At 35.4% G+C, this 26945-nt stretch carries 20 protein-coding genes and 1 pseudogene; 9 read left to right on the top strand and 12 right to left on the bottom strand.

Going from position 1 to position 26945, the window contains the following annotated elements; genetic code table 11:
• Nucleotides 1-39 precede the first annotated feature (39 nt).
• From SVZ03_17045 to SVZ03_17015, 7 genes and pseudogenes are all read left to right on the top strand, one after another.
• Nucleotides 40-138, top strand: a pseudogene (locus SVZ03_17045) (hypothetical protein).
• A 306-nt stretch (nucleotides 139-444) separates the two neighbouring features.
• The gene (locus tag SVZ03_17040) at nucleotides 445-909 is read left to right on the top strand and encodes a YHS domain-containing (seleno)protein (GenBank protein ID MDY6935911.1); all 465 of its coding nucleotides are present in this window, start codon (nucleotides 445-447) and stop codon (nucleotides 907-909) included.
• A gap of 1026 nt (nucleotides 910-1935) precedes the next feature.
• Nucleotides 1936-2661, top strand: a complete 726-nt coding sequence (locus tag SVZ03_17035; GenBank protein MDY6935910.1) for a carbonic anhydrase — start codon at nucleotides 1936-1938, stop codon at nucleotides 2659-2661.
• Nucleotides 2662-3083: 422 nt separating this feature from the next.
• Nucleotides 3084-6002, top strand: a complete 2919-nt coding sequence (locus tag SVZ03_17030) for a BamA/TamA family outer membrane protein (GenBank protein ID MDY6935909.1) — start codon at nucleotides 3084-3086, stop codon at nucleotides 6000-6002.
• Nucleotides 6003-6068: 66 nt separating this feature from the next.
• Nucleotides 6069-7571 (top strand): HDOD domain-containing protein, encoded by a 1503-nt coding sequence (locus SVZ03_17025; GenBank protein ID MDY6935908.1) that lies wholly within the window; start codon nucleotides 6069-6071, stop codon nucleotides 7569-7571.
• 497 nt (nucleotides 7572-8068) lie between these two features.
• A complete protein-coding gene (locus tag SVZ03_17020; GenBank protein ID MDY6935907.1) occupies nucleotides 8069-8968 on the top strand; it encodes a glycine--tRNA ligase subunit alpha in 900 nt (299 codons plus the stop codon).
• Complete coding sequence (locus tag SVZ03_17015; protein ID MDY6935906.1) at nucleotides 8955-9956, top strand: bifunctional oligoribonuclease/PAP phosphatase NrnA; 1002 nt, start codon at nucleotides 8955-8957, stop codon at nucleotides 9954-9956. Before SVZ03_17020 ends, SVZ03_17015 begins: the two co-directional genes overlap by 14 nt.
• An 8-nt stretch (nucleotides 9957-9964) precedes the next feature.
• On the opposite strand, the gene SVZ03_17010 is transcribed toward SVZ03_17015, so the two are convergent.
• The 8 genes from SVZ03_17010 to SVZ03_16975 all read right to left on the bottom strand — a co-directional run bounded on the left by SVZ03_17010 (nucleotide 9965) and on the right by SVZ03_16975 (nucleotide 20900).
• On the bottom strand, nucleotides 9965-10870 hold the full coding sequence (locus SVZ03_17010) for a ParB N-terminal domain-containing protein (GenBank protein ID MDY6935905.1): 906 nt from the start codon (nucleotides 10868-10870) through the stop codon (nucleotides 9965-9967).
• Between the two features lie 39 nt (nucleotides 10871-10909).
• A complete protein-coding gene (locus SVZ03_17005) occupies nucleotides 10910-12481 on the bottom strand; it encodes a tetratricopeptide repeat protein (protein ID MDY6935904.1) in 1572 nt (523 codons plus the stop codon).
• Nucleotides 12482-12650: 169 nt separating this feature from the next.
• Complete coding sequence (locus SVZ03_17000; protein MDY6935903.1) at nucleotides 12651-14861, bottom strand: hypothetical protein; 2211 nt, start codon at nucleotides 14859-14861, stop codon at nucleotides 12651-12653.
• Nucleotides 14862-14897: 36 nt separating this feature from the next.
• Nucleotides 14898-15242 carry an STAS domain-containing protein gene (locus SVZ03_16995; protein ID MDY6935902.1) on the bottom strand — a complete coding sequence of 115 codons (345 nt, stop codon included), beginning with the start codon at nucleotides 15240-15242 and terminating at the stop codon, nucleotides 14898-14900.
• Between the two features lie 336 nt (nucleotides 15243-15578).
• Nucleotides 15579-16025 carry a hypothetical protein gene (locus tag SVZ03_16990; protein ID MDY6935901.1) on the bottom strand — a complete coding sequence of 149 codons (447 nt, stop codon included), beginning with the start codon at nucleotides 16023-16025 and terminating at the stop codon, nucleotides 15579-15581.
• Between the two features lie 413 nt (nucleotides 16026-16438).
• On the bottom strand, nucleotides 16439-17542 hold the full coding sequence (locus SVZ03_16985) for a response regulator (GenBank protein MDY6935900.1): 1104 nt from the start codon (nucleotides 17540-17542) through the stop codon (nucleotides 16439-16441).
• 12 nt (nucleotides 17543-17554) lie between these two features.
• Nucleotides 17555-17929, bottom strand: coding sequence for a response regulator (locus SVZ03_16980; GenBank protein MDY6935899.1), 375 nt, complete (start codon nucleotides 17927-17929; stop codon nucleotides 17555-17557).
• Nucleotides 17930-17942: 13 nt separating this feature from the next.
• Nucleotides 17943-20900: a PAS domain S-box protein gene (locus tag SVZ03_16975; protein MDY6935898.1), complete on the bottom strand. Its 2958-nt coding sequence runs from the start codon at nucleotides 20898-20900 to the stop codon at nucleotides 17943-17945.
• 529 nt (nucleotides 20901-21429) lie between these two features.
• Between SVZ03_16975 and SVZ03_16970 the strand changes: the two genes are divergently transcribed.
• Complete coding sequence (locus tag SVZ03_16970) at nucleotides 21430-22686, top strand: pectinesterase family protein (GenBank protein ID MDY6935897.1); 1257 nt, start codon at nucleotides 21430-21432, stop codon at nucleotides 22684-22686.
• Between the two features lie 262 nt (nucleotides 22687-22948).
• Here the strand turns inward: SVZ03_16970 and SVZ03_16965 are convergent, their stop codons facing one another.
• From SVZ03_16965 to SVZ03_16950, 4 genes are all read right to left on the bottom strand, one after another.
• Nucleotides 22949-23227: a transposase gene (locus tag SVZ03_16965; GenBank protein ID MDY6935896.1), complete on the bottom strand. Its 279-nt coding sequence runs from the start codon at nucleotides 23225-23227 to the stop codon at nucleotides 22949-22951.
• Nucleotides 23164-23511 carry a hypothetical protein gene (locus SVZ03_16960; protein ID MDY6935895.1) on the bottom strand — a complete coding sequence of 116 codons (348 nt, stop codon included), beginning with the start codon at nucleotides 23509-23511 and terminating at the stop codon, nucleotides 23164-23166. The genes SVZ03_16965 and SVZ03_16960 overlap by 64 nt, the downstream gene beginning before the upstream one ends.
• Nucleotides 23504-23725, bottom strand: coding sequence for a hypothetical protein (locus tag SVZ03_16955; protein MDY6935894.1), 222 nt, complete (start codon nucleotides 23723-23725; stop codon nucleotides 23504-23506). The genes SVZ03_16960 and SVZ03_16955 overlap by 8 nt, the downstream gene beginning before the upstream one ends.
• A 299-nt stretch (nucleotides 23726-24024) precedes the next feature.
• On the bottom strand, nucleotides 24025-26379 hold the full coding sequence (locus SVZ03_16950; protein ID MDY6935893.1) for a TonB-dependent receptor plug domain-containing protein: 2355 nt from the start codon (nucleotides 26377-26379) through the stop codon (nucleotides 24025-24027).
• Nucleotides 26380-26570: 191 nt separating this feature from the next.
• Between SVZ03_16950 and SVZ03_16945 the strand changes: the two genes are divergently transcribed.
• On the top strand, nucleotides 26571-26945 hold a 375-nt coding region (locus SVZ03_16945; GenBank protein MDY6935892.1), incomplete at its 3' end, for a transposase.

Raw genomic sequence — 26945 nt, 5'->3', positions numbered from 1 at the left:
CCTAAAGCGGTCAAATCGAATGATAACCTAAAGTAGGAAAAACAGGATCTAAGAGAACGAGTAGCCATTGAAGGTAAGATTGGGGAAGGCAAGAGACGTTATGGATTATCCAGAATAATGGCAAAGTTGCCTGAAATGTAATAAACAATAATTTGAACGTACAGTGAGGGACATAGGCGAGATTTGTAGGACTAGGTGGAGAATTAAAATATTCTTTAAATGGTCAAACAAAACTTAAAGATTAGAAAAATTCTTGATCGGAGTGAAAATGCTATATAGATAGGGATATGGATTTAGTGAGGTTTTTCAAGGTTGGAATACTTATGCTAGATGAAAGGATTAGATTTAGTCTGTGGAAGGTACTCCTGCCAGATTATCAATTTAAACTCTTTGAGGATAAAAATGCTGCATGAACCGAACACTGCAATAGGGAGATATACAAAAATGAAATCACAGAAAGCAAACAATATGATTATTCTGAGTCTCTTACTTGTTTTATTTTTATCTCCAAGTTCATTATGTAACATAGCTGTAGGAAAGTCACATTTGTATCCCCTTGCTATAAAAGGGTATGATACAGTCGCATATTTCAAGTATGGCAAGGCTCTACAAGGTGAAGAGTCATTTTCCATTCAATGGCATGGTATGATTTGGTATTTCTTAAATAAGGAGAATAGAAATTTGTTTGCGAAGAGTCCGGATAAATACGCGCCGCAATATGACGGTTATTGTGCTTGGGCAATGACAGAAGCACGGAAAGCACAAACCAATCCTAAAGTGTGGAAGATAGTAAACGGAAGACTTTACCTGAATTGTAGCAAATCAGCACATGAAAAATGGGGTAGGGACATTCCAGGTAATATCAAAAAGGCCGATAAAAACTGGTTGAGATTTTTTAATAACAATTGATTACATTATTTGCACTTATATTCACAGAACAAATAAATAGTTGACCGTTTGATGATATAACAGTCATTTAGAAAGTGTCAAAATCCGAGCTTTCAATATATCATTATGATGGAAGGGGATTTATTGAGAAGCGTGGCTTATACATATTGTGAAATCCGGTCAAGATGATCGTTTACTCAAGCCTTGTTGCCATTACTTTCATCAAATTTGTGAGCATTATCGTTTCTCATGACTGATATTGGAAGGACTTGTGGTAATCATATCCTCAAATGATTCATTTCGTTGCGCAAAGTCTGGAAAGAGTCACAATCACCTAAGCTACAGCTAATTTTAATAGAGATAGTCTCGGATGATCTTGTTAGAAAGGGGAAAAATTTCTCATCATGAGGCCTGAAACAGTTCTTTGAGATCGAGAAGATAGCTTTATATGTGTTTATATGTCCAGCTTAGAGGAGGCTACAGACCGCATATGAAGGAGTATCTCATTTGAATAAGGATTCCTGATGCTGTTGAGATGAACCTTCAAAGTTGGTTATTTATTTTATAAGTGACAATTCATGCATTTATTATTTTACTCTTTTGATTTACTCTATTTAATATTTACATAACTTATATTAAGGAGGTGTTTATATTCTATTTTAGGGATATCGCAGGCTTTTATTATAGTGATTCCTATTTGCTATGTAGTAATAATAGATTAGGATCTTATCATAATCAAAGCAGGATTAGATATTAGGCGATGTTTTAATTGGATAAGGAAGAGATTGATGATGTACTAATGATTTATTGAAGTGGACAGCAAGGTTATCGTGCTTTTGCATTATATGCTTCTTTTGCATAGTAATCATCTCACTTGTTTACACTCGGTTCAATAGAACGGATTAACGATATAATGCTTTGTTGTGTGCGGAACCGATGTCTATTATAAATATTATAATTACTACTAATACAAAGGATAATCTTATGAGAAAAGTTACCAAATTATTAATGTTCCTCTTTTGTCATGTCTTAATTGCCCAAGCTACGATGGAAGTGCAAGCTAGGGAACAGCATGTAAAGAAACCCAGCCCCAAAGAAGCTTTGATCATGCTCAAGAAAGGCAATAAACGCTTTTACAACGGGAAAGCGACCTATCCTCATGCTGATGCCTCCCGTATAAAGCTGGCAGGAAGGGAAAATCAGGGAAAGTACGCCTACGCAACTATCATTACCTGTTCAGACTCGCGTGTTCCTGTAGAGTTAATCTTTGATGCTGGTGTTATGGATATTTTTGTAATCAGGGTAGCGGGTAATGTTTGCGATACTGATGAAATAGGCTCAATTGAGTATGGGTTAGCGCATGTACACACACCCGTGTTTGTCATGTTAGGGCATACACAATGCGGTGCAGTAACTGCAGTAACTCATGCGGTGCAGGGCAGGGGTCATGCTCTCGAACGTAATATACCTCCACTAGTGGATAATATTATTCCAGCGGTCAAAAGGGCGATGAAGAGGCATAAAAATGTTCATGGAGATACAATCATTAAGTATGCCATTGAGGAAAATATATGGCAGGGTATTGAAGACCTTTTTATGAAAAGTCCGGCAGTACGTAACCTTGTTAAGGCTCAAAAAGTCCAAGTGGTTGGTGCAATCTACGATGTCAGTACAGGAAGAGTAATGTGGTTGCCCACAAAGAAAGTTGATATAATTCTTAGGCGTGTTGAAGCCTCTCCAAACAAGGAAACAGAACCGTTCGCTTCCAAATAAGACACATATCATTAGCCTAAAATCTAATTTTTCAATTGTATAATGTGTTAATCCATCATCAGAAATACCTCAAAATATCTGTTACTTAGAGTCTATTTCAGTAGAGAGGAAGAAGGGAATTTCTTGTGAATCCTTACTTTTAAGTGTTTATAATTCTATGGATTTTGCTCTAAGTAACAGATACAATAATCTTATTTGACTGATTAGTGATTTTATTATATATTGTTTTCGATCTTGAAAATGTCAATATACTAATCCTATTACATCCGATATCTTTGAATGTCCTAAGGAGCTATTTCTCAGGGGAAGGTTTATGAAGAAAATGCCTTGAGAATTATTGCTTTTTAGTGTTTAATAATGCTTACTTAAATTAGCCCTTTATCGTAATTATGAGAATTAAAACAAGATTCATATATATATTAATGCTTTTGGTTATTCCCTATGCTCTTTCACCAGCCATTATGTTTGATCCGGAACTGAAATGGAGTTCTATTAAAACAGCGTACTTCTGGATTCATTATCACCAAGGATTAGAGGATGAGGCGGAGAGGTTAGCAACATTAGCTGAAAAGATTCACTATAGGCTGCAAAATGAGATAAAGTGGAAGCCATTTTTAAGAACTGATGTAATCTTAGTGGATAATAGGGATATGGCTAATGGATTTGCAACACCCTTCCCATTCAACAGGATTCAAATTTATATTACTAGGCCAAAGCTTGACAGCCTTCTGAATCACTTTAATGACTGGATGGAGCTTATATTTACGCATGAGTATACGCATATCCTAAATCTTGACACAATAAATGGAATACCATCCCTATCCAGATACACCCTTGGGAGGGTCTGTTTCCCCAACGCTTTTCTCCCCATCTGGTTAATTGAGGGTAATGCGGTTTATCATGAATCAATAATTTCAAACTATGGGAGGAATAACAGCATCTATACTGACATGGTAATGAGAACAGAAATACTCTATGATAATCTAAAATCCATTACCGAGGCGTCAGCCTTTCCCAGAGAATGGCCTATGGGTAGGGTGCCTTACCTATATGGAGGTCTCTTTATCGAATTTTTAGAAAAAAAATATGGAAGGGGTAGTATTGCTGATGTATTTGTTGAAAACTCATATAATATTATACCCTTTTATGACAATACCTTCCCATATGTTATACCCTTTATCGATACAAATGCTGAGAATGTATTAGGGGAATCATTTGTCACACTCTGGGATGAATGGATTGAATTTATCAATATTAAGTATAAAAATCAAATATCAATCATAAGGGAAAAGGGACTAACAGATTATAATCTGATAACAGAGAGCGGATATGGCACATCTCTTCCAAGATTTAGCATAAATGGGGATGCCTTATATTTTATTCGATATACAAATTATAACAAACCAGCGCTAATGAAATATTCCATGGAGAAGCGAGAAACCAAAGAACTCTGTGCGGTAAACTATCCCAATAGTATAGCCATATCAACTGATGAAGGGATATATCTCTCTGATGCAGAATATTACAGATCTTTTTCAATATACAACGAGGCATTTAAATACAAAAAGGGCTACAAGAGGCTAACCAGCCGACTTCGAGGTAGTTACATAGATGTTTCATCATTGGATTCTAAAGTTGTATGTGTGTTAACGGAAAAGGATAGATACTCACTTGCTATCTCTGATATAAGGTTCAATGAATTTAAAAGGATAATCAGCAACAGCGATATCCAGCTTGGATTTACAAGATTTTCTCCCGATGGAAAGAAGATTATTTTTTCTATTAAAGACAGAAGAGGATACACTGATCTAATGCTTCTGAATATTGAAAATAATGAAATGTTCAGGTTAACAGATGATATGTTTAATGATATCACTCCCTCATGGCATCCTGATGGGAGGAAAATTCTATTCTCTTCAGATAGAAGCGGCGTCTATAATCTCTATGAAATTAACATTCAAGAGGGCACTATTACACAATTAACCAACTTATTGGGTGGCGCCTTTTCGCCAGACATCTCACTGGATGGGAATAGAATAGCCTTTACCTCATATAATAAAAATGGTTTCAATATTGCTTTAATGAAGTATCCTAATAACGAGCCTTTAAAGGAGGAAATTGATATAGTAAATACGCCCATCAACTTTTTTGAGCGCGGGAGGGATATCCCTCAATCAGATAAAAGGTTTCACAGAAACAGCTATAGTCTATGGAATAGCATATTCCCGCCATTCTGGATACCGATCATTGCATCGGAAGAGATATATAATGATGAGTATCAATGGGTTTTGGGGTTCTATACCCTAGGCACTGATACACTTTTCCAGCATTCCTATACTATTAATTGTTATGCTTATACACATGAGAATAGGGTGGATATAAATATACTATACATGCTTTCAAGGTTTTACCCCAATATTATCTTTGAATATGAGAATGAAACCCTTTTCTATGGTGATGATGAATTCCCATGGAAGGATAAAAATCCTTATGCCATCAAAAGGACTATTGAGAAATCAGGCATTGTAAAAATATTTATCCCTTTCAAATATTATCATACATATCATTCTTTTTCATTTTCTTATATTTACCAGAAGGCCTATACTGATTCTTATCGTATTATTGGGCATGATCCTATGAGGTGGACTAATATTTTAGCAAGGATTCGAGGTGTTTACTATTTTAGAAATACTGATATGTATTCTTATTCAATCAGCCAAGAAAATGGCAGAGCCCTTTTCTTAATTTCCGATATTTATAGTAAAAGAATAGCCTCGGATTACTCTTTCTATAAGGTTAGGGGCGAGTATGCTGAGTACCTTCCAGGAATAGCAAGGAACAATGTCTTAATGCTTCGCATTAGGGGAGGCGCATCCTTCAATAATCCGGAGGGTTGGGAGCCATATAATCTCGGAAGATTTGAAAAAGGGGAAAAGGGAAGTGTGTCAACTGATGAGGATGAATTCGGGTTAAGAGGATATTCCGCTGGACTCGTCTATGGCAATAGAATTGCGACAGGAACAATTGAATACCGATTCCCAATACTTCAAATTGACCTCGGATATGCCACTTTTCCAATAATGTTGAGGGATTTCTGGTTAAGCCCTTTCTTTGAGTATGGAAATGTATGGGACAAGAAAACACGTATTGAAGAATTCAAATCAAGCGCTGGAATTGAGCTTCATACGAGGATTACTCTTGGATATTATATAGATTTAACGGGATATGTTGGTTATTGCCGTGGATTTAATGATTATGGTGAGGATCAAGTATACTTCGCTGTTGGAACTCTTTTTGAGGGAGCTTTTAAGAAAAACTATGAATGGCTTGACTACTTATGAAGGTTGAATCAATATTACATATAGTTTAGATTTTGGCATATATTATTATATTAAAGGAGTATGAGAGTGGGAGAAATAAAAAATTCCATTCTAACTATCAATCCCCCTGATTATAAAAAATCAATAATGAAAGGAGAAAATTTTTATATAAAATTCTCCCTGTTCACTCCTGATGCTGAGGCCCTTCTCATAAGGATACTACACCGATATCTGGAAAAACATGATATATTATATATGAAGGATGTATTGATTACAGTACTCAGAGAAGTGATAACCAATGGAGTGAAGGCTAACACAAAGAGAATGTATTTCAGCAAAAAAAAACTGGATATAACAAAGAAAGATGACTATCGCAGCGGCATGGAGACATTTAAGAAAGAGGTTTATGAAGAGAAGAGCGAGATCTTGGAAGAAATGAAAATGTCAAACCTATATGTCCAAGTTTTATTTAAAAATTCTCCTGAAAAATTGAGGATTGAAATTATTAACAATACCCCAATTATTGAAGAGGAATTAACAAAGATAGAAGCCAGGATTAAAAAGGGCTACCTCTATAATGATGTTTCGGAATCCTTTGGTGATGTCCTTGACGACTCCGAGGGAGCAGGATTAGGACTTATAATAGCGGTAATGTTATTGAAAAATGCAGGTTTTTCTCCTGAATCATTCAATATTACAACGGATAAAAGGCGAACTGTTGCTCAGTTAATTATTCCACAAAAGTTAAATCGGTCTGAGTTTAATTCAAAAATTGCTGATGAAATATTAAAAGAAGTTGAAAAAATACCTTCTCTTCCTGAAAACATATTGGAGATCCAAAGGTTATGCTCTAATCCGAAATCAACCATAAAAGAGATATCCGAAAGCATTAAAAGAGACCCAGGGCTAACAACTTCAATATTAAAGCTTGCTAATTCGGCCGGATACATTGTTCTAAATAAAGTTGAGACGATTGAACAAGCAGTAAAGATAATTGGTTTAAAGGGGATAAACACCCTGTTAATAGCAAGCGGTGTTCAAAAGATAATGGATTCAAGGTATAGCAGGTTTAAAGCCATATGGGATAACTCATATAGGGCTGCCTTTTATGCTCAGAAAATAGCAATGCATGTAAAAAAGACTGGGCTGAGTCAATTTGCATATCTATCAGCTCTTCTATCTGATATTGGGAAAATCGTTCTTCTCGCAATCGAACCTGAAAAGACAAATAAAATCAAAGAGATTGCTGGAATAAAGAAATTTGAGGACTCAACACTTATTGAAGAGATTACTATTGGCATTAGTCATAGTACCCTAGGCAGCCTTATATGTAAAAAATGGAAGTTTAATGAAGCATTTGTAAAGACCATAGAATTTCATAATAGGCCACATATAGCATATGAAAAGTATAGGGAGTTGATCTATATTGTATATTTGGCAAAGGTTTTTACAGAGATTGAAGATAATAAATATAGGTTTGAGGTTATTGAAAAGGATGTTTTGGAATATTTCAATATAAATAATAGTGAAGATTTTAAGATGCTACATGGTATTTTATTAAATTCCTACAATGAACAATATACAGTATAAAAATCAATGATTGAGTTTAATAGGCTTAAGGCTTAATGCAGTTTGATTGTTAATTTCAATCATTCTCCTGAATTTGAAATTTATTTTTCGTGATTACCATTTCATAAATTTTTAAGACGCCTTGCTTCCGGGAATATAAATATAATTAACTCTACTCCATATAGAGTTTATCATCAAGCAACAACCATAGATGATAATTTCAATAATTACTTGACTTAATTATACTTCTCATTTACGTGTCTCCTCATTCCTATGAATATGAAATCCTCAATGAAGGAATTTCGAAGTTAATAATCAATAAACGATTTATCCTTCCATCTGATCTCCATATTAAATGGGCTTTTATCAAATCATTTATCATAAGTCTTAGGTGTTGATCAGGTTTTATGCCATATCAAGGGAGGGGGGTTGACAAAGTAACATAGCAGGTATATTATTCAGTGTAGATATACTTGATTGCATATTATAATACATAATTGTTTCTAGGGTAATAGACCGTGTATTTTCAGGATATCATTTCGAAACTTAGCGAGTATTGGTCCAGTAAGGGTTGTACTATTTTCCAGGGATACGATTTAGAGGTGGGTGCCGGGACCTTCAACCCTGCGACCTTTTTACGAGTTCTTGGGCCAGAACCATGGAATATCGCTTATGTTGAGCCATCTAGGAGACCTGCTGACGGAAGATATGGTGATAATCCCATAAGACTTCAACATTACTATCAGTTTCAAGTTATTATGAAACCTTCACCTCTAAATATTCAGGAACTTTACCTGGATTCCCTAGGTTATTTAGGGATTAAGTTAGAAGAGCATGATGTAAGATTTGTTGAAGATGACTGGGATTCTCCGACTCTGGGCGCTTCTGGACTTGGTTGGGAGGTCTGGCTAGATGGAATGGAAATAACTCAATTTACATACTTTCAACAGTGCGGGAGTTTTGAGTTGGATCCAATATCCGTAGAATTGACCTATGGCCTTGAACGGATATGTATGTATATTCAGGGATTGGATAGTGTCTATGATATGAATTGGAGTAAGGACATATCCTATGGAGAGATTCATCTAAGGGATGAGTTCGAATTCTCTCATTATAATTTTAATATAGCTGATATAGATAAACATTTTAAGCTGTTTGACATCTATGAAATGGAGTGTATGGCTATTCTTGAAAATCCTGATGTCAGAATTGTGTTGCCAGCATATGATTATGTGTTAAAATGTTCACATGTCTTCAACATGCTCGATGCTCGTGGAGCAATCTCAGTGACTGAGAGGGTTGGATATATTGCAAGGGTACGTAAGTTAGCAAGATTATGCGCTAAACAGTACCTTGAGATTAGAGAAGAGATGGGATTCCCCTTATTAAAAAAGAATACAGAAATTGGAAAGGCTTGATTCAATGGTTCTTGGTATTAAAAATCTGGATAAATTTCTAACCGAGCACGATAGATTTATAATCTCAACCCATGAGAGTCCTGATGGTGATGGCATAGGAGCTGAGATTGCATTTCATGAACTATTGAATCACCTTGGAAAGACCTCACTGATATTAAACTCAGATCCAACCCCCAATAAGTATCACTTTCTTGACATGGATAATGAGATAAAAATTTTAAATGATGAGTTAACGCATCTAGAGGACTTAAACAAATACGCTGTGATTGTTTTAGATACAAATAGCTTTGATAATATAGGCTCTGCATATAAGATTTTAAGGGATAGGATTACAGATGTTTTTATAATTGATCATCATGAGGGTGGTCAGGATATGTTTGAGGAAAATTTTATCAAGGCTGAAGCGTCTTCAGCCTGTGAGATTGTCTATGATATCATTATTCACTATAACCTTGAACCGAGTTTCAAATCGGCTCAAGCCCTGTTCGCTGGAATCCTTTCTGATACAGGCTCCTTCAGGTATCCCAAGACATCCCCTGAAACCTATGAGATCGCTTCCCATCTTGTAAGACTTGGAGCATACCCCTTTAAGATATATGAAGAGATTTACGAAAACAATTCTCTGGCCAGCTTTGAACTCAGAGCAAAAATGCTTGCAGCCATGGAGATCCATTTTGACAGAAAACTTATACTTATGAAATTAACCCCTGAAATGTTAATCCAAACCGGCGCTCCGTTTTCTGAGGGGGAGATCAATATAAATCTTCCCTTAACGATCGAGGGTATAGTAGCGAGCATTCTGGTTAAACAGGATATCGAAGGTCCAGTAAAGGTTAGCATGAGGACTAAAGGCGATTATGATGTTGCGGAGATTGCCATGGCCAATGGTGGCGGGGGGCATAAAAATGCAGCTGGTTATAAATCAAAGCTTTCTATTGATGAGACCATTAAAATGGTTTTAAATGATATGAGCAGATTCTTCTCCTAAGTTGAACTCTATAATAATTCCCTAAGCTCCGCAATAGCCTTCATATCGATTTTCTTAAACCTATCCATAATGGATTCAATATCCTCTCTATTGCTAATGTTGAAGGTTAGCTTAATCGTTTCTCCTTCAAAGTACTTGGGATAGCTTATCTGAACACCCATACCCTTGAATCTCTTTACAATACCTTCAGCCCTCTCTCTCAAACCTGAATATTCGGGATACCTCACCCTAAATATTCTATCAAAAAGATGATTCTCCTTTTCCCGTCTATCTTGTATTGTGCTCACATCAATGTCCCTCAAAGAATTGAGATTCCCATCCCTCTTGTAAATATCAATAATATAATCAACAATATTCTTGAAAATATTGATGCGCATGTTAGTGACGATAATCCAGTCTATAAGAAGGGAGATGCCCTCAGAGGGTATGTAAAATATATTTTTTATTGCTTTATAGCCGATCTCTTTTATATCAAGGTAATCTTGTAAAATTACTGGCAGATTAACTATATTTTCATATAACTCATCTCTTCGAATAAGCTCATCTGGGATGTTAAGGTATTTGCTCACAGTAGAGAGTATTTCATTATTCAATCCGAAATAGTTTTTTAAAATATTAATAGCCTTTATCCTGCCAATAGGACCGATCTCCCCTCTGAGACTCTTTAACAGAATATATTCAAGAAATAAGCGGTCGGGTATACAATCTAACACAAGTGAATCAATGTATTCATAATCCAACTCCACTAAAACCTTTATCCTATTGTGACCAAAGACAATTACATACCTGTCATCCCTGCGTAATAATATTGGAGGATCCAGTAGTCCGAAGTTATCTATAGATCTCTTCAGCGTTACAATACTATTTTTGCTCAATCTAAAAAAATCATCACCCTGATCTATTTTTTTTATCATTATTCTTTGGACGTCATCCTTTTTAAAAAAGACCATGAGTTAGATCAGTCCTCGCAGAAGATCATTAAGCTCATCAGGATAAATAACAACCACCTTATTGAGTTTTTTTAGGCTGCGTTCTGCAGGTTCGGTCAGCATTGCTGTTGAAATAAATAATCCAATTTCAACCTTAGCATCATTTATTCCCTGGGCAAAATTTCTAAGGGTAATCTCACCCACCTTCGCCTCACCCCATCTCCTCACCCATATAAGAACCTTTTTCTTATTTTCCTCGGAATAAGCGATAAAATCAACTCCGTCGGATTCTCTATAAGTCTGCAATATCTCATCAACCTTATATCCCATTTTAGATATAACTCTATTTGATGTTATCCGAAAGCTTTCTGTATCGATAGCTAAAAACTTTTCAATTCGATCATTCGAATCATTGACTGAATCTGAAGCAATCCTCTTTTCGCCATTCTCAGCATCAGTAATCTTTGTCTTCACAAGAACATTCTTTATATCAAACTTCTTGTCGCTCTTCAAACCACATATGTCCCATAAAAAGTTACTGGGGAAGGCATTTGCCTCCCAATCCTCAATATAATCGTGAGCAGTCATCTCGAAACCATCATCAAAATCTGAAGATGCCTCATTATCCCTCTTAATATTTTCTAATAAAACCTCAATATTGTCATAATCTCTATCCAATTGATATAACTCATTCCAGTATTTTTGAGCATGCTTGGGTTTTTCTAACTTTAAACATGTGAATCCTAGATCATATAGAGTTAGTAACACATTATCCTGCATGTTATTACTCCTCGCAAATTCCAATAGCTCTTCAAATATCTTTTCTCCTTCATCTACCTTATTCGCAAGAATTAGCGTAAAGGCTAAAAGTCTCTTTGAAATATACTGTACATCCACGTGTGTTACTCTATCCGCAAGCTTTTTTAGATAGGAGATGGCTTCTCTATAATTCTCCTTACCTAAAAGAGCGATGCCGATTGCAAGATTGGCGATATCAGATTGTGGCCTGATTGAAACCGCCTCTTGGAAATAATTAACAGCGTCATCAATTTTATTGTTTTGATAGCTGCTTATACCAGCACCAAAATAAATCTCAAAATCATCCTTTCTTAACTTTAAGAGTCTGTCAAAATATCTTTTTGCGATTCCAAATTCCTCCTGCCCAAGGGTGATGAAAGACACATGATAAACAGCATCAACATCATCAGGGTAAATGCTCAAAACATCCAAATAGGTCTGGAAGGCATCCCCAATATTCCCCTGAATATAATATGCCTTGGCTAATCTCTTTTTAACATCAATCCTATCCACCTCAGTGTCATATTTATCTATGCTTATAACCTCCTTCAGATGTGACACAACCTCGTCATTTTTCCCTAATCTTTTATAGAGTTCAGCTATTTTGAAGTGAATGTAATAATTAGATGGCTCCAAATCCAATATTTTTTTATATTCTAAAATCGCCTCCTCGAACATGTTCTGTTTAATGAAGCTTTCAGCTCTGTTCTTCGGTTCAATTTTAGGGGCAATGTATAAAAAGTAGTATATTAGAATTCCAATTATTATTATCACTATTAATAATAATACTGTCAACATGCTATCACCATCGTTTATGAACCAATATTCTCCTATTCAGTTGCAAAGATATAAATTCTCAATATTAGTATGTAGTATTATCTGACACTCTATGAGAACTATGTGCAGATATGTTCACACAAAGGATAATGCATATCCCTGTATGATTTAAGATGGTTTGTGCTATTTTCTATTTTTTATAAAATTTGATAATTGTTGGCCAACCATTGATCAGATATGAATTGCCAATTACTTTTTTGACTAGAAAATCTTCTCCTTGTTCAATCCTGACTCCAAAAGGGAGGTTAATCATTATATTTGGAGGGAGAAATTTAGGCGCTTCATTAAAACGAAACTGAATATCATCTTTTGTTGATATAATATTGATATTGATGTAACCAAATCTTGATGGGGCTTTCTCTATTATTATTTCTTTGCCTTTGGAGAACCAATCCGCTTTTGGTACAGGTAATAACTCAAGCCTATCTTGAAAATCAATAAAGAGAATTGACCTCAGTAAAAGAAAAAAAGCAGACAACACTTCTATTGAATCCCCTTCTCCTGATATGCAGAGACCTGTTTTAGGATTGATGAACTGGGGTAATGCATAGCTTTCTTTTCCTAATTCTATCAGAGTTGTAACAATATCATACACCCTCGAATCCTTTATTAACAGCAGATTCAATCCGACAATTATTGTGAATAATAGATTACTTCCACCTATAGATTTAAAATATATTGGTGTATCCTTAAAATTTTCCAAAATCCTATCAATGACAACCTTCAAATCCTCAATCTTTAATGAATTGACTGTGAATGGTAGCCCGGCAAATACCCTATAACAGAAAAATTCATTATCATCTCTTTTTAACTTGTTATCATCCAACTCCTTCTCAAAATAATATCTGAGATCATCTAAGATCAATTCCTCAAGCCTGGTTGATTCCTTATTGAATTTTATCTCATCTCCAAAAATTCCAAGACACCTCGACAGATAGGAAAATTGATTGAGTGAAAATGATACTATAATCATATCATAGATATGGCTCTCATGTAAAAAATAATTTTCAATGGAATTTCTCTCCTCATTTAATCCCTTATCCTTGCCCCAAAGGTTGAAGGATCTGCTATAGAGTTCAAGGGCAATATTCTTGATGATTTTGTATTTCGTCTTAAGATAATCTATATTTCTAGAATGAATAAAATAATCAGAAATTGAACTTATGAGATAACAACCACCAATAAACTCCAAGAAGTCCGCTTTATCAGTTAGTATAAAATCGTTTAGTATAGAATCAATAGTTTTGGAGGATTCTGATAGATATCCCATTCTGTTTAGGGCAGATGTGAAGTAATATATTGATTTCATGTTAAAATTTGAACATATTGTTGCATTTGATAGATCCATATCATAGGAATTGATAACTGACATCTTTGAAGTAAAAAACCAATCCTCTAAACATTTTTCAGGAAATTTCAGATAAAAACCATTTTTCATCCAAAAATTTGTATATTGTATATAATTTTTTTTCAGATTTTTAAAATTAATCTTCCCATCAGCTGTCTCGTTTTCTTTTGATTGGCTTAATCTCATTTTTAGCTCATTCGCTCCATTATGAAGGTTATAACCCAGAGCTAAAGTTGCCATACCGAATCTACATTTTTCCTTATCTATATTATCCCTAGTTGAAGTAATATCAATATCCCCCTTAATTCCAATGCTGCTTAATAGGAAATCGGGCTCTTGATCAATCAATACTCTATCAATATCATTTATTCTCATTCTTTTTGTTTCACTTATATAATTTACTGATTCAATTCCACCAAGGAAAAGCGAATTATAGGGCCTGATAACAACTAACAAGCTAGCAGCTTCCTTCCTATTATATTTACAATCTAGCTCAATAATCACATCATCACTATCATTTATAGCGCAAAAGACGTGCTCAATTAATTCGAAATCCCTTTCCTCCCAGTTCGTAACAATAATAAATGTTTTGCTGTCCCTATACTGTGTTACATGTTTCATCCTGTCTTGGGCCCTGAAGAGAAATCTACCCCTTGAAATCCAGAACTCAATTGACCAATTGTCATAAGATGGGGAAATCATCCCAGTAGGATCAATTTTTGTTTTCCCTGTTGAATGTAGATTTGACAATGAAATACAATTTCTATTAGTTGAATTTAATAATAAAATTGGTTGATTTGGACTGAGAGATTTTGAAGTCTTATTTAGGGAATCATTTATCCAGAGGGGCCATCTGAAATTTGAAAATTTTTGGTAGAGCATGTAATTTTTTATTCCTAAGGCAAATTCCTTACTGTATATCTCAATTTTTTTGCTATCAATGTAATCTAAATCGAATAAATTAATAGTAAATTTCCCGTCAGTATTATCCATTTTCACAATCCCTTTGAATTATATATGGAATCATTATCAGCTATAGATAAAGGATTCAAGTGCCTCTGTTTCAGTATCAAAGATTTCAAAAATATCAATTAATTCAACAATATCAAAAATTTTCTTAACATCGTTGTTCATATTACATATCTTCATCTTCCTCATATTCGCCTGTAATTTTCTCATGGTAGAGACAAGGATACGTATTCCTGAAGAACTCATATATTCTACATTTGATAAATTTAGGAGCAAGTGAGAATTTTGTTCTTCATCAATAATTCTGTTTATCTCTTCTTCAACATTTACAGAAAGATGAATGTCTAATCTACCTGAAAGATAGATAACAAGCACATTTCCCACCCTTTTCATCTTTAATTCCATTGGTATGCTCCTTTAATTGTGTGATTATCAAATCTGTCTCGCTTCTCACTATCGGGCAGTATGAAATCAGGTAACATGTTAATAAAAATAAAATATTTCAATCAATTCCCCTTATTAAGGTGAAAGACTAAATAATTACCCATTAGTTATGGGGATAAGTTATCAAATGGGTATCCAAGGATCGGAGTACATAGCATGTATAGAACAACTTAACAATATCAGACAGGAAGCAGGTTTATGAGAAAAATGTGATTTTGTAGAAGAGAATTTCATATTTTTTTATACTACCATTCAAATTATGATTGATAGGTATTTTGAATTTCTGTTGCCTTAGGACTATTCAACCACTGACTTTGCACTTTTATTTGTTATAACCAAACCAATAATTGTAAATATTAATATTATTAAAAAAATTATACCAAAAAGAGTTACAACCCCATGGCTAAATCGTATCCCATTAATTAATAATAAGCAAGATGATAATATAGGGAAAACAATGCTAGTATAATATATCAATCCTCTATATCTTAAAGGATCAAAGAGCGGTAAAATCATTGATAAACCAATAGAAAAAAGCATTGCTGCAAAGCCTCTCGCCATAAAGTATAGAGGAGCCACAAAGGTGTCGTATTTTATTCCATTAAACCAATCTTCAGTTATGTTGATTGCAAAGATCCTTCCAAATAATAATGGTGAAATAAAAAAAACAATTCCTATCAATATATAAATAATACCTGTTATTAGAACAATTACTTGAAGAATGTTAGTTGCTTTTGATCTCATATTCCCCAACACTTCCCTATCGCCAATTTCAGTAGATCATTTAAGGACTGAAAGGGGTGACACCTTTGTTCTCTACATATCTACTCATATTATACTTACATATAGCAGCTAGCATTAACCAATAGATAATTCAATTAGATAAACCAAGTTGATATTTTATCCAGCATAGTAGTGATAAACATTATTATCGTTAAATTGTTTATCATCTATTATTTGTGAGGAAAATAGCAAGCAAAATTTCTACAAATTAAAGTATGTAATGTTCAATAGGGTATTATACTCATTAGATTACGTTTAATTCAGACTACAATTTTCAGATGGATAGAAAATCCATAATCCAATATTCACACTCAATAAGCATAGTAACAAATGTATAATATTTCATACAGCAACTAACTGTCTATATAGTGATATCAATCCTCTTCAATTGAAATATTTAGAATTGGTGGAATGCTATCATCTGTGTATTTTTCTTTAATTGAAAAAATCTCTTCCTTTATTGACATAAAGACATCCACAACTTCAGGATCAAAATGATTGCCACGATTTTTATATATAATTTCATAAACGGTGTCTATTGGGATTGGAGCTTTATAGGGCCTATTACTAATCATCGCGTCGAATACATCAGCGATAGCAGTTATCCTTCCGGCAATGGGTATCTCTTCACCCCTTAGACCTAAGGGATACCCACTCCCATCCCATTTCTCATGATGTGTGCGTGCAATAACCTCGGCCAGCTGAATAATCTCAGAATCAGAGCCCTCTAATATCTGCCCTCCAATGATAGTATGCTGTTTCATGATATCCCACTCTGTAGGTGTTAGATTACTTTCCTTTAAGAGTATTCTATCTGGAACACCGATCTTTCCCAAATCATGCATCTGTGCTGCGTAGATAATAGCCTCGGTTAATTCATCATCCATATTCATTTTGTGAGCAATCAATGATGAATAACTGCTCATACGCAGTATATGAGTGCCCGTGTCCTCATCTTTATATTCAGCTGCTCTTGAGAGTCGGTAGATCGTATCTAGTGAGGCAGATTTTAGCTTTTCGATGGATTGATATAGCTGTGAAGTCCTCTTTGCAACCTCTGCCTCTAATCTTTTCTGATATTCAAGCATGTAATCATTATATTCCTTCACTTTGAGAATGGACTCCACTCTGGCCCTCAATTCAAGCTTATCTACAGGTTTAGTAAAATAGTCATCAGCGCCGGCTTCTAAAGCCTTTACTCGATCTTCCATATCCTTTAAGGCTGAAACCATTACAATAGGTATAATTCTTGTTGTCTCATCCCTTTTTAAGCGTCTGGCTACCTCATAGCCATCCATATTTGGCATCATAATATCAAGCAATATCACATCAGGTTGATCCTCTTTCACCTTTCCAAGAGCCTCCTCACCATCATTGGCTAATATAACATCATAACCAATCGGTATCAACAAGGCTTCCATAAGGCGGAGATTTCTATCCTCATCATCGACTACTAATATTTTGGGTTTATGATCCATCACTTCCCCTGTTTATTCTGAAATATATTTCTTTACTATTTGAAGTAATTCACGTATATCAATAGGCTTAGTGAGATACCCATCAGAACCAGCCTTAGCTATCCGATCCTTATCCTTATCCATTGCAAATGCGGATAGCACTATTATGGGAATATTCTGAGTCGTTTTGTCAATCTTAAGTATCTCAATTGCTTTAATTCCATCCAATATAGGTAACTGAATATCCATTAGAATAAGGTCTGGCATTTCATCCCTTGCCAACTCAATACCCTTTTGACCATTTGTTGCTTCAAGTGTAGCATATCCTGAAACCTGAAGCAGGTCTCGAAGCAACTTTAGATTTTTTTGCTCATCCTCAACTATTAGTATAACCTTATTATTATTCATTTCAAATTTATAATTATCCAATCGTAGCTGGTCTTTCCTCTTGAGATAAGGAGACTTTCTTCAATAACCTCTCTGGCTCTTCTCCATCCTCTGGGAAAGCAGCCAGGGAAAAGGATACAGTGAGGCCATCTATAGCCTTCTCAAGCTTCCTTTTAAAGCGAATACAGGCTGATTTAGCCTTTTGTATATTGATCTCTTGAAGAATTAGATTGATATCTCCCTCATTATCTATTCCAATAAAATCATAGTCTCTCTTTTCCTTTCCAATTACATCCATTATCTGCAAGACTTCTTCCCCAAAATCCTTACCATCAGCATGCAAACGGCATAGAGTAAATGTTCTTTCATACCTTTTACTTAAACTTATAATCCTTTTTAGATGATTCAATACTGTCTCAAAGTTTATTATTCTGAATAAAGATATTTCATCCTCATATTTTATAGGGAGCTGGAAAATAAACTTGCTGCCTTTACCTTCTCCTTCGCTTTCCACCCATATCTTCCCTCCGTGCATCTCTACAAAACGCTTGCATATTGAAAGGCCGAGTCCTGTGCCAGGTGTTTTGTCATGTAATTCATCTCTAATTTGATGAAATTCATGAAATATCTTTTTATGATATTCAGGAGGTATACCTATTCCTGTATCAGTTACACTAATGATCAACTCCCTCCACTTTCGATGAGTCTCTAATAAAATAGATCCGCCATCAGGAGTAAATTTTGATGAATTTGATAAAAGATTGAATAAAATTTGCTTTAATTTCCGTTCATCAACCAGAATCTCGAGTTCATTTAATTCTGGTTGTGTAATCCTTAGATCAAGTTTAATATTATGTTTCAATGCTTTCTCTTTAATCATTACTAAGCTGTTTTCCAGAAGCTCCTTAATATTGACCTTAGATAGCTCAAGCTCCATCTTGCCTGACTCAACCTTTGAAATATCCAGAATGTCATTGATCAATTCAAGAAGGTGCCTTCCGCTCTCGAGAATATCCTCCACATACTCAGCCTGCTTTTCATTAAGTTCTCCGAAAAATTGCTCCTTTAGGACATCAGAGAAACCAATGATAGCATTCAACGGTGTTCTTAATTCATGTGACATATTCGCCAAAAAATTGGATTTTGCCCTGTTGGCAACTTCTGCACTCAATACTGCCTCCTCAAGCTCTTTTGTCCTTTCTCTGATTCTCTCTTCCAATTCCACATTAATGGATTTTGTCTCTTCATATTGTCTTGTATTATTGATGGCAGCGGCAGCATGTGTTGCCAATGTTTCAATAATATCCTGATCCTGTATTGAGAATTCATGTGAATTGAGTTTATTGATAAGTGAAATGCTACCTAAAATTTTATCCCCATAAATAATTGGCGTTCCGAGGAATGATCTTATGTTAGTTATGCTTTTATGTAAGTTTACATTTTTTATCCCTTTAAATATATCAGCAGTCCTGATTGTCTTTCTTTCGTAATGGAATATATCATGAATCGTATTTTCCATTATCCAAGATTTTATGATTCCCGCGTCATCATCTGAAACGCCATCCTCAATAGACTTAATTATTTTTTCATCGACACAATACAAAAAAATTGCTGAGCTAGCCCCTGTGAGTCTCTTTGCCATTGAAAGCGTCTCTTTTGTAATGGTATCAATATCTAATCTCTTGGAAATTAAGATTGTCGCGCTAATGAGGCTGTCCTTTAACTTTGCAAGATTTCTATTGATCTTTTCTGCGCGCTTACGTTCTGTAATATCTCTGACAATCGCTTGAATTAACATCTTCCCATCGATTTCAACCCTGTTTAGGTTTATCTCTGTATCCAATATTTTCCCATCATTGCTTATTAACTGCCATTCGAAAAATTGAGGTTCTCCTGAAAGAGCGGATTCAATCTTTTCAAAGGCGCTTTCCTTTGACCAAAGGCTGTCTGGTTGTCTGGAGGGAGCAATCTCATATAGCTTATGCCCCAATATGGAATCATAGTCATAACCAAACATTGCCTTAATCCTGGGATTACAATCAATTATTGTATATCTATCCAGTAGAAGAATCATATCATTGGCGTTTTCAAAGACAGCTCTGAATTTAGATTCAGAACTCAAGGTACGTTCTTCTGCCTCCCTAAGATCGGTTATATCTCGACCCAGAACGATGCTGCCAATAATTTTGCCATAAATATCCCTCAGAATAGATCCAACAAATTGGTAGGGTATAGATATTCCATCCTTTCCAAGGAGATGCACTTCAACTCCTGCATAACCCTTATTAAAGCCCTCTTTAATTTTTTTATCTATATTTAGTATCTCCTCTTTGTTTGAGAAAAAATCACGTGGCGACTTCCCCAGTAATTCCTTGCTGGTTAAGCCAGTTATAACCTCCAGCTTCTTATTCCATTTGAATATATTTCCCTTAAGGTCAAGTATGCAAAGGATGTCTGGTATGGCATCCATAATTATCTCTTGTTCCAATATTGCTTTATTTAACGCTTCCTCCCTTTGTATCCGCTCAGTAATGTCTCTTCCCACAGCCGTAATACTGATCGCATTACCTTGCGAATCCTTCATAGTAGCAGCGTTCCAGCGATAGGGCACATTTCTCCCATCCTTCATGCATAGATGACCCTGCACATATATATGGTCATCTTCTAATATTTTTTTCATTATTTCGGGAAAATCTGTTCTATCATTATCATTAAATAACTCAGATACATGTTTGTTTTTCAGCTCCTTGCTGGAGTACCCAGAGATATTCTCCGCATTTTTATTCCATCTGATAATATACCCATTAAGGTCTAGCAGAACAATAATATCTGGGATAGCATCCATAATACTCTTTTGCTCTATTAGTGCTAAAGATAGCGCATCCTCAGCTTGATTACGCTTGGCCTCTATTGCTCCCAATTCGGCTATGCGTTGGGTTATCTCTTTTAACTCAATAAGGAGTTCCTTTTTAGTTTTATTCTCGATTTTCATTCCATACCTTCGATTCTAATCTATAATTCACCTATTTTATTTTTATGCGCATGATAATAAATGAAGTAATGATTTTAGAAATAGTATAAACCTTTACTTATGAATAACCAAAAGGGAGAATAAAAATATGGTTTTTTCTGCTTTAGAGAAATGAATATCAATTTTCACGAATTGTTCAATACTATAACTATAAATCATATTTATATAACAATAAAGTAAATTTTAATAAAATCTATAAATATAGGTTTTAGTATATTTTCGATAAAGTGTACAGATTTTATAATCACTTAATAACGGTGGTTCTCTCCTCCAGTGTTAGTGAGAACCATACAATACTTGCTGCTTATCAAAAATTACCCGGATTTTAGAAGGAGTATTCAAATTATTATTGATTTATATAGGGGGAATTAACACATATATAATATGTGAGATAGAGAGAACTATTTGATGGCATTTGATGATTATAAGTTGAATCGAATATGAAATAATGAGAGTATACAGGATATATTTATAATTAGGAGGTATTGAAATGAGAAGATTTATTGTAGTATTATTTGTTTGTTTTGGGGTATGCGCTTACTCAACCTGTAAAGAAGATTCAAGCGATAGGATAATGTTTTATCCAGCCACTAATCCATATCCGACTTTTAACATTTCAAGTATACCTTCAGGGAACACATGTCCTCATGGCGGCATCCAGATTGAGACGGGTATTGATGACAATAACAATGGTGCGTTAGATCCAGAGGAAGTTGACAATACTGAAAATATTTGCAATGAAGGGGCTCAATATCAAAACATGATTGTAGTTGCCAAAAAAGGAGGCAACTATACAAGCGTCCAGTCTGCGATAGACAGCATCGGTAATGCGGATGCCGACAACCCTTACCTTATATGGATTGCACCGGGTGTATATAGTGAAACTGTGGTAATGAAATCCTATGTCCATATCCAGGGGGCTGGCCAGGAAGTGACTATCATAACAAGCATGGTCGGTGGAAATGCATACCCCCCGATCGAGGGCACGCTAATATTAACATCAAACACAAGCCTGCGGGATTTGACAGTGATGAACAACGGCACTTCAGACTACAACACAGCCCTATTGACCGAGGTAGGCGCCAACTTCACTCAGATTGCAGATGTGACGATAAAGGCGCAGGGAAGCGGCTTATACAACTATGCCATATGTATTTCAGGTAGCGGTACAAACATCGAGCTTCTAAACGTCACTGCTCTGAGTGAGAATGGTAGTTTATTAAACTGCGGTCTGCACAATCGTGATAGCTCAACAGCTACGTTGCAAGGCGGCACTTTCACCGGGAAAGGTGGGGCAAGCGCTTACGGCCTTTATAATAACGAAAGCGCTACTTTGGATGTAGAAAACGTCACTGCCTTGGCTGAGGAGAGTAGCAGTAATTATGGTCTTTACAACAGTGGTAGCGCAACGGCGATTCTGCGCGGTGGATCCCTTACCGGACGTGGTGGATCCACCTCTAGGGGTATATACACTTATGAAGATTCTACATGGTTGGATGTCGAAAGGTGCAGCATCTTGGCCGAGAATGGAAGCTCAAGTAACCGTGGTCTGGAGAGCAGTGTTGGAGCTGATTCAATAGTGACACAGAGTGTCGTAGAATGCGCGGATATTACAGTTATAAAAAGTGGTGGAGGTGGCCCAGTAACGCTTACCGATTGTGTGTTGGTAGGCGGTCTGGCTCAAGGCAATGTGAGTTGTGTGGCAGTTACGAGGAATGATACCTTCCTAGCAAGTGGTTGCCCATAATATTACTAGAGCGGGATTGATCTTTGTGTGTTTTATACATATATTCCTATGAAAATCATCACAACTAACCTTTCGAAACAATTTGTGCTCATTCTAAATAGGGGGAATGTCCCACTCAATGTTGTAAATTGAATAGCATCCCCAACTTTTTTATGCAACCTCTAAATTGAAATTAGTAATATTTTTCCCTTTTGTAATTGTATCAATATTACGAAGTAAAAGGTTTAGATACTTATGGCCATTTATCTTTCTAAAGTTCCTCTCACTTTCTACAATATACATCATTCAACGCATTCCTTATTGCTTTGCCGCCATCAATAACTGATAATTTTAATACTGATAAATCAAATCCCCGTTCTATAAGATTATGTAAAAGATCAGTGCAAACCCTGCTGTTCTCAGTAGAACCCTCCCAGGCTCCTAATGCAGCCTTATTACCTTTTTTATCTATGCCTAATACTACTATTACTGTAGTTTTTACAAAACAATGCCACCAATCATTAAAATCGGATATTCTTTCTTGATAGGCCCATTCCTCCATGCCTCAAGCTTTGCCTTTGTCATAGCTATGAAGTCTCTGCTTACTGAACTCTTTGATTCACAATTTGTTCTCAGACCTAATGAACCCGTCTCAAGTGATCTCTTGTGTTTCCGTGTCGATACTCCAATAATCATCTGTTCAATCTGCCTTTGGCTAAATATCTCACTATCTTTATATTTCTTGACCGTCTTAAGTTCTTTCTCACTGTTATCTTTTATATTCCTCACTCGAGGATGTAATAATTTAACGTTCCTACCTCCAAATACTGTGGAGGTCTCAGTCATACTCCATCTCGTAAATTCTCTGCCTATTATATGTGTATATGTTTTTTCCACATATCTCTGTTATCTCCTCTTCTATGAGTTCCGTATAAGATTTTATCCCTAATGATATTATCTGATAAAATAATGAATCCTCTACTTCTTTGTTTAATACATCTTCTTCAATATCAATAATACTTGCTTGATCTTTAATTACTCCTTTTTTATTGGTATCCATGGTGGTTATCTCCTTTTAATTATATTTTTAACTTAGCCCATTATCTAATAATGGGCTTGGAGAGGCCACCTAATTTGCATCATTGAATGGGACATTCCCGAGGATTGTAGATTATAATTATTAAAGTGTAATTAATTTATGGGAACCTCTATTAATTAAAAATTTTTTGTTGCCAGCCTGTGCAAACACCTGATTCCACAGGGTTTGTGAATAAGGGTATTGTCAGAAATTTAATTAATAGAGGTTCCCTTATAACAGATATAGATATATAACGCCATAATTACAATTTTCATATAAGATCAAAATTTAATCTCTATTCCAAAATTTGGCATTATTGCAATATCTTGCATGCTTGTTTCAGGTCCAACATCAGAGGGCCCAACATTACTGGGATTACGCGAGCTATATGGGTATCTATAATCCCATCTTTGTATGTTAATAGCTTTATGATTATAGATATTTAAGATCTCTATATAAAAATTGATATAACCCCTTGGATTGGGTCTTTTAAGGCTATATCGTAAATCAAGCCTGTGCTGCATAGGGAAATGTTTGGTATTTTTTTTGCCATAAATCGGTACATAGCGTATCCCGTCTGTATAATTATAATATTCTGCATCAAATTTTGATCCTATTATTGGGGTATAAGGAAAGGATGAATATAATTCAAAACGGCTGCTAATTGTATGCTGTCCAAAAACGTAACCCCCTGTCAATTTTACAGAATGCCGCTGTTCATTTTCAAAGTTAATCCATTGATCGCCATATTCATCAATTCTATCATTTAATTCAATACTATAGAGTCCGGGGTGTGTGGGGAGCCCTGATTTTACTTTTGATTTAGTATAGGTGTAGCTAATATATCCGAAAAAACCGTCTTGTTTAATCCATCTATCCTTTCGGAGCATTATTTCCATACCCTTTGTTCTTATCTTGGCAGAATTAAGGCCAAGTAAAAAAGTGCCATCAGGTTCGAAATGTGGATATTCTTTTCCAATGTCATAATAATAATTATTAAATCCCTCAACCTTAACAGTAAAAAGACCTATTTCTTGCTCAATGCCGATAACGCGATGGATAGCCTTTTCCGGCTTCAGTTTTTTCCCGATTTTGGCAATATCTGGATTTTTATCAAAAATATATGGATTTGTTTGTAAAAAATAGCTGTACTTCCCTCCAGCAGCAGAGAGGGTTGTTCCTGTAGGGAATTTATACCCAATCATTATTCTGGGATCCACTGATATAATCTGTGCACGGTTGAGATATTCAGATCGTAAACCGGGCAATAATGTAAAGCCTTCAAAGGTAAGTTTATTTTCAAGATAACCGCCAATAACATAATTCAATATTCTTTCATCAAGCTGATAACCAAGCATATGATCAGGATCTCCCAGGTCAGCACTATTATTCTCGTTCTGATCACCATGCTGAATAACACTCTTCCCATGTGCAGTGAAATAGTATATTCTATATTCCAATCCTGTTCTCACTTCAGAGTGGTCATTCCACCATTCAAATTTGGTCTTATTTTTTAAGCCCACAATATATGGGCGGGATGTTATATGTATATCCTTTGCCCAGTATGCTACACCGGGCAATGGATAATCATTATAGATATAGCTTGAGTTTAGTGAATTAAAGGTTACAAATTTATTGTTAAATTTTTTTGATGGCATGTAGGTATAATAGAGTCCCTGTGCGTGATAGATTTTATTCATCTTAATGTCAATTATCGCAGCAAGGGGATCTTCTTTATCGTTAAAGGCCTTGTCTTTCTTCATATTCATATAATCGCCGCCACCTATAAAAAGGAGGGAAATAGAATTTGTGCTGTTAATACAGTATTTACACTTTGCCTGGTAATCCCAGTATATGGGAAGCATCTTTGGTATATCCTCGTTGATTCTCGATATTATAGCTGTCACGAGTCCGGGGTAACCGAATCTGCCGGATACAATAACATATCCAGCATTTTCTGTATTGTTTTTGGCGCTGATGAACCAAGGCATATTGAATACAAGATCACCATTTTCATTATGCGATATTGGCGCCTGAAGAAGGATGTTTGCTGATAATGCGCTTAGATCACCATACCCTTCAAACTTTTGAACATCATCAACAGTAGTGATGTTTATAATGGCAGCTGTAGCTGAACCAAACTCTGCAGGAAAGGCGGAGGCATATATATCGATCTCGCCTATAAGATTGGTATTAATTATTGAATGCAGGCTATTATAATGAAGTGGATTAAAAATTGGTATATCATCAATATAATAATTGTTAAATCTCTCATCTGCTCCTCTAATTATTAACTGGCCAAATAAATCTATTCCTGATCGAGTAATCCCGGGAAGGGTGGCAAGCGCATTTAACGAATCCCCTAAGGTTGCTGGCGCTTGCTTCAATTCACGTGCTGTCATAATATGGCTTGATATGCTTTGAATGTCTTTTCCTTTCCTCTTTGTGGTTGCATCCTCCCTTACAGTGATAGGTGTGAGGATAATATCATCAGGACTCATTTCATCCGTTGTATTATTTTGTTCATTCTCTGACTTGTCCTCTTCAGTAATGATGGCTCTTTGAGAATATAAAGCTAAAGACGTAATCTGTAATAGTAAAAGGATAAGAATAATATTATAAAACCTGATTTTCATAATGAATAATCCCTTTAGATAACCTCTAAATAAGTGACAGCTAATTTCCACGAGCAATGGGTATTATTCTACTTTCCTCATCAATATTGTATGAGAATTGATTTCTATTGTAAACTTCTTAGTCCTACTGTGTCATAAATTTTTCAAATTTGCCGATAATAGTATCGGCTATTAAAAGGCAGGATAAGAATATGGAAAGACATGAAGAATTTCAACAATATCTTGAGTTTTTATGTAAAGGATTAGGACATTCAGATCGTTCACCAGGTTTTATAGATTATTGTAAAGGACTAATGTTGTCAATTGAAAGAAAAAGTATAGAACCGCTAGCAGCTCATAATGATCCATATAATGTACAAGCAAAGCATCAATCCTTGCATCATTTCGTAGCTAAGTCAAATTGGTCTGATCAGGCGATATTATCATTAATTTACCAGTGGGCAACGCCTTCATTGAAAGATGGGAATAACTATTACTGGATTGTAGATGACACCGGTATTCCTAAAAAAGGCAACCATTCAGTTGGCGTGAGTCGTCAATATTGCGGTCAGTTAGGCAAACAAGAG

The organism is Spirochaetota bacterium (assembly GCA_034190085.1).
Classification (GTDB): domain Bacteria; phylum Spirochaetota; class UBA4802; order UBA4802; family JAFGDQ01; genus JAXHTS01.
The sequence above is the reverse complement of the archived record's forward strand: the minus strand, read 5'-3'. Positions and strand labels throughout refer to the sequence as shown.

Excerpts from the sequence above, each read along its gene's own strand:
- SVZ03_17030 (MDY6935909.1), top strand. The coding sequence starts at position 3,084 with ATGCTTTTGGTTATTCCCTATGCTCTTTCACCAGCCATTATGTTTGAT.
- SVZ03_16965 (MDY6935896.1), bottom strand. The coding sequence starts at position 23,227 with ATGGAGGAATGGGCCTATCAAGAAAGAATATCCGATTTTAATGATTGG.
- SVZ03_17010 (MDY6935905.1), bottom strand. The coding sequence starts at position 10,870 with ATGATAAAAAAAATAGATCAGGGTGATGATTTTTTTAGATTGAGCAAA.
- SVZ03_17005 (MDY6935904.1), bottom strand. The coding sequence starts at position 12,481 with ATGTTGACAGTATTATTATTAATAGTGATAATAATAATTGGAATTCTA.
- SVZ03_16950 (MDY6935893.1), bottom strand. The coding sequence starts at position 26,379 with ATGAAAATCAGGTTTTATAATATTATTCTTATCCTTTTACTATTACAG.
- SVZ03_16960 (MDY6935895.1), bottom strand. The coding sequence starts at position 23,511 with ATGACTGAGACCTCCACAGTATTTGGAGGTAGGAACGTTAAATTATTA.
- SVZ03_17040 (MDY6935911.1), top strand. The coding sequence starts at position 445 with ATGAAATCACAGAAAGCAAACAATATGATTATTCTGAGTCTCTTACTT.
- SVZ03_16955 (MDY6935894.1), bottom strand. The coding sequence starts at position 23,725 with ATGGATACCAATAAAAAAGGAGTAATTAAAGATCAAGCAAGTATTATT.
- SVZ03_16985 (MDY6935900.1), bottom strand. The coding sequence starts at position 17,542 with ATGGATCATAAACCCAAAATATTAGTAGTCGATGATGAGGATAGAAAT.
- SVZ03_17035 (MDY6935910.1), top strand. The coding sequence starts at position 1,936 with ATGGAAGTGCAAGCTAGGGAACAGCATGTAAAGAAACCCAGCCCCAAA.
- SVZ03_17000 (MDY6935903.1), bottom strand. The coding sequence starts at position 14,861 with ATGGATAATACTGACGGGAAATTTACTATTAATTTATTCGATTTAGAT.
- SVZ03_16990 (MDY6935901.1), bottom strand. The coding sequence starts at position 16,025 with ATGAGATCAAAAGCAACTAACATTCTTCAAGTAATTGTTCTAATAACA.
- SVZ03_16995 (MDY6935902.1), bottom strand. The coding sequence starts at position 15,242 with ATGGAATTAAAGATGAAAAGGGTGGGAAATGTGCTTGTTATCTATCTT.
- SVZ03_16975 (MDY6935898.1), bottom strand. The coding sequence starts at position 20,900 with ATGAAAATCGAGAATAAAACTAAAAAGGAACTCCTTATTGAGTTAAAA.
- SVZ03_16980 (MDY6935899.1), bottom strand. The coding sequence starts at position 17,929 with ATGAATAATAATAAGGTTATACTAATAGTTGAGGATGAGCAAAAAAAT.
- SVZ03_16970 (MDY6935897.1), top strand. The coding sequence starts at position 21,430 with ATGAGAAGATTTATTGTAGTATTATTTGTTTGTTTTGGGGTATGCGCT.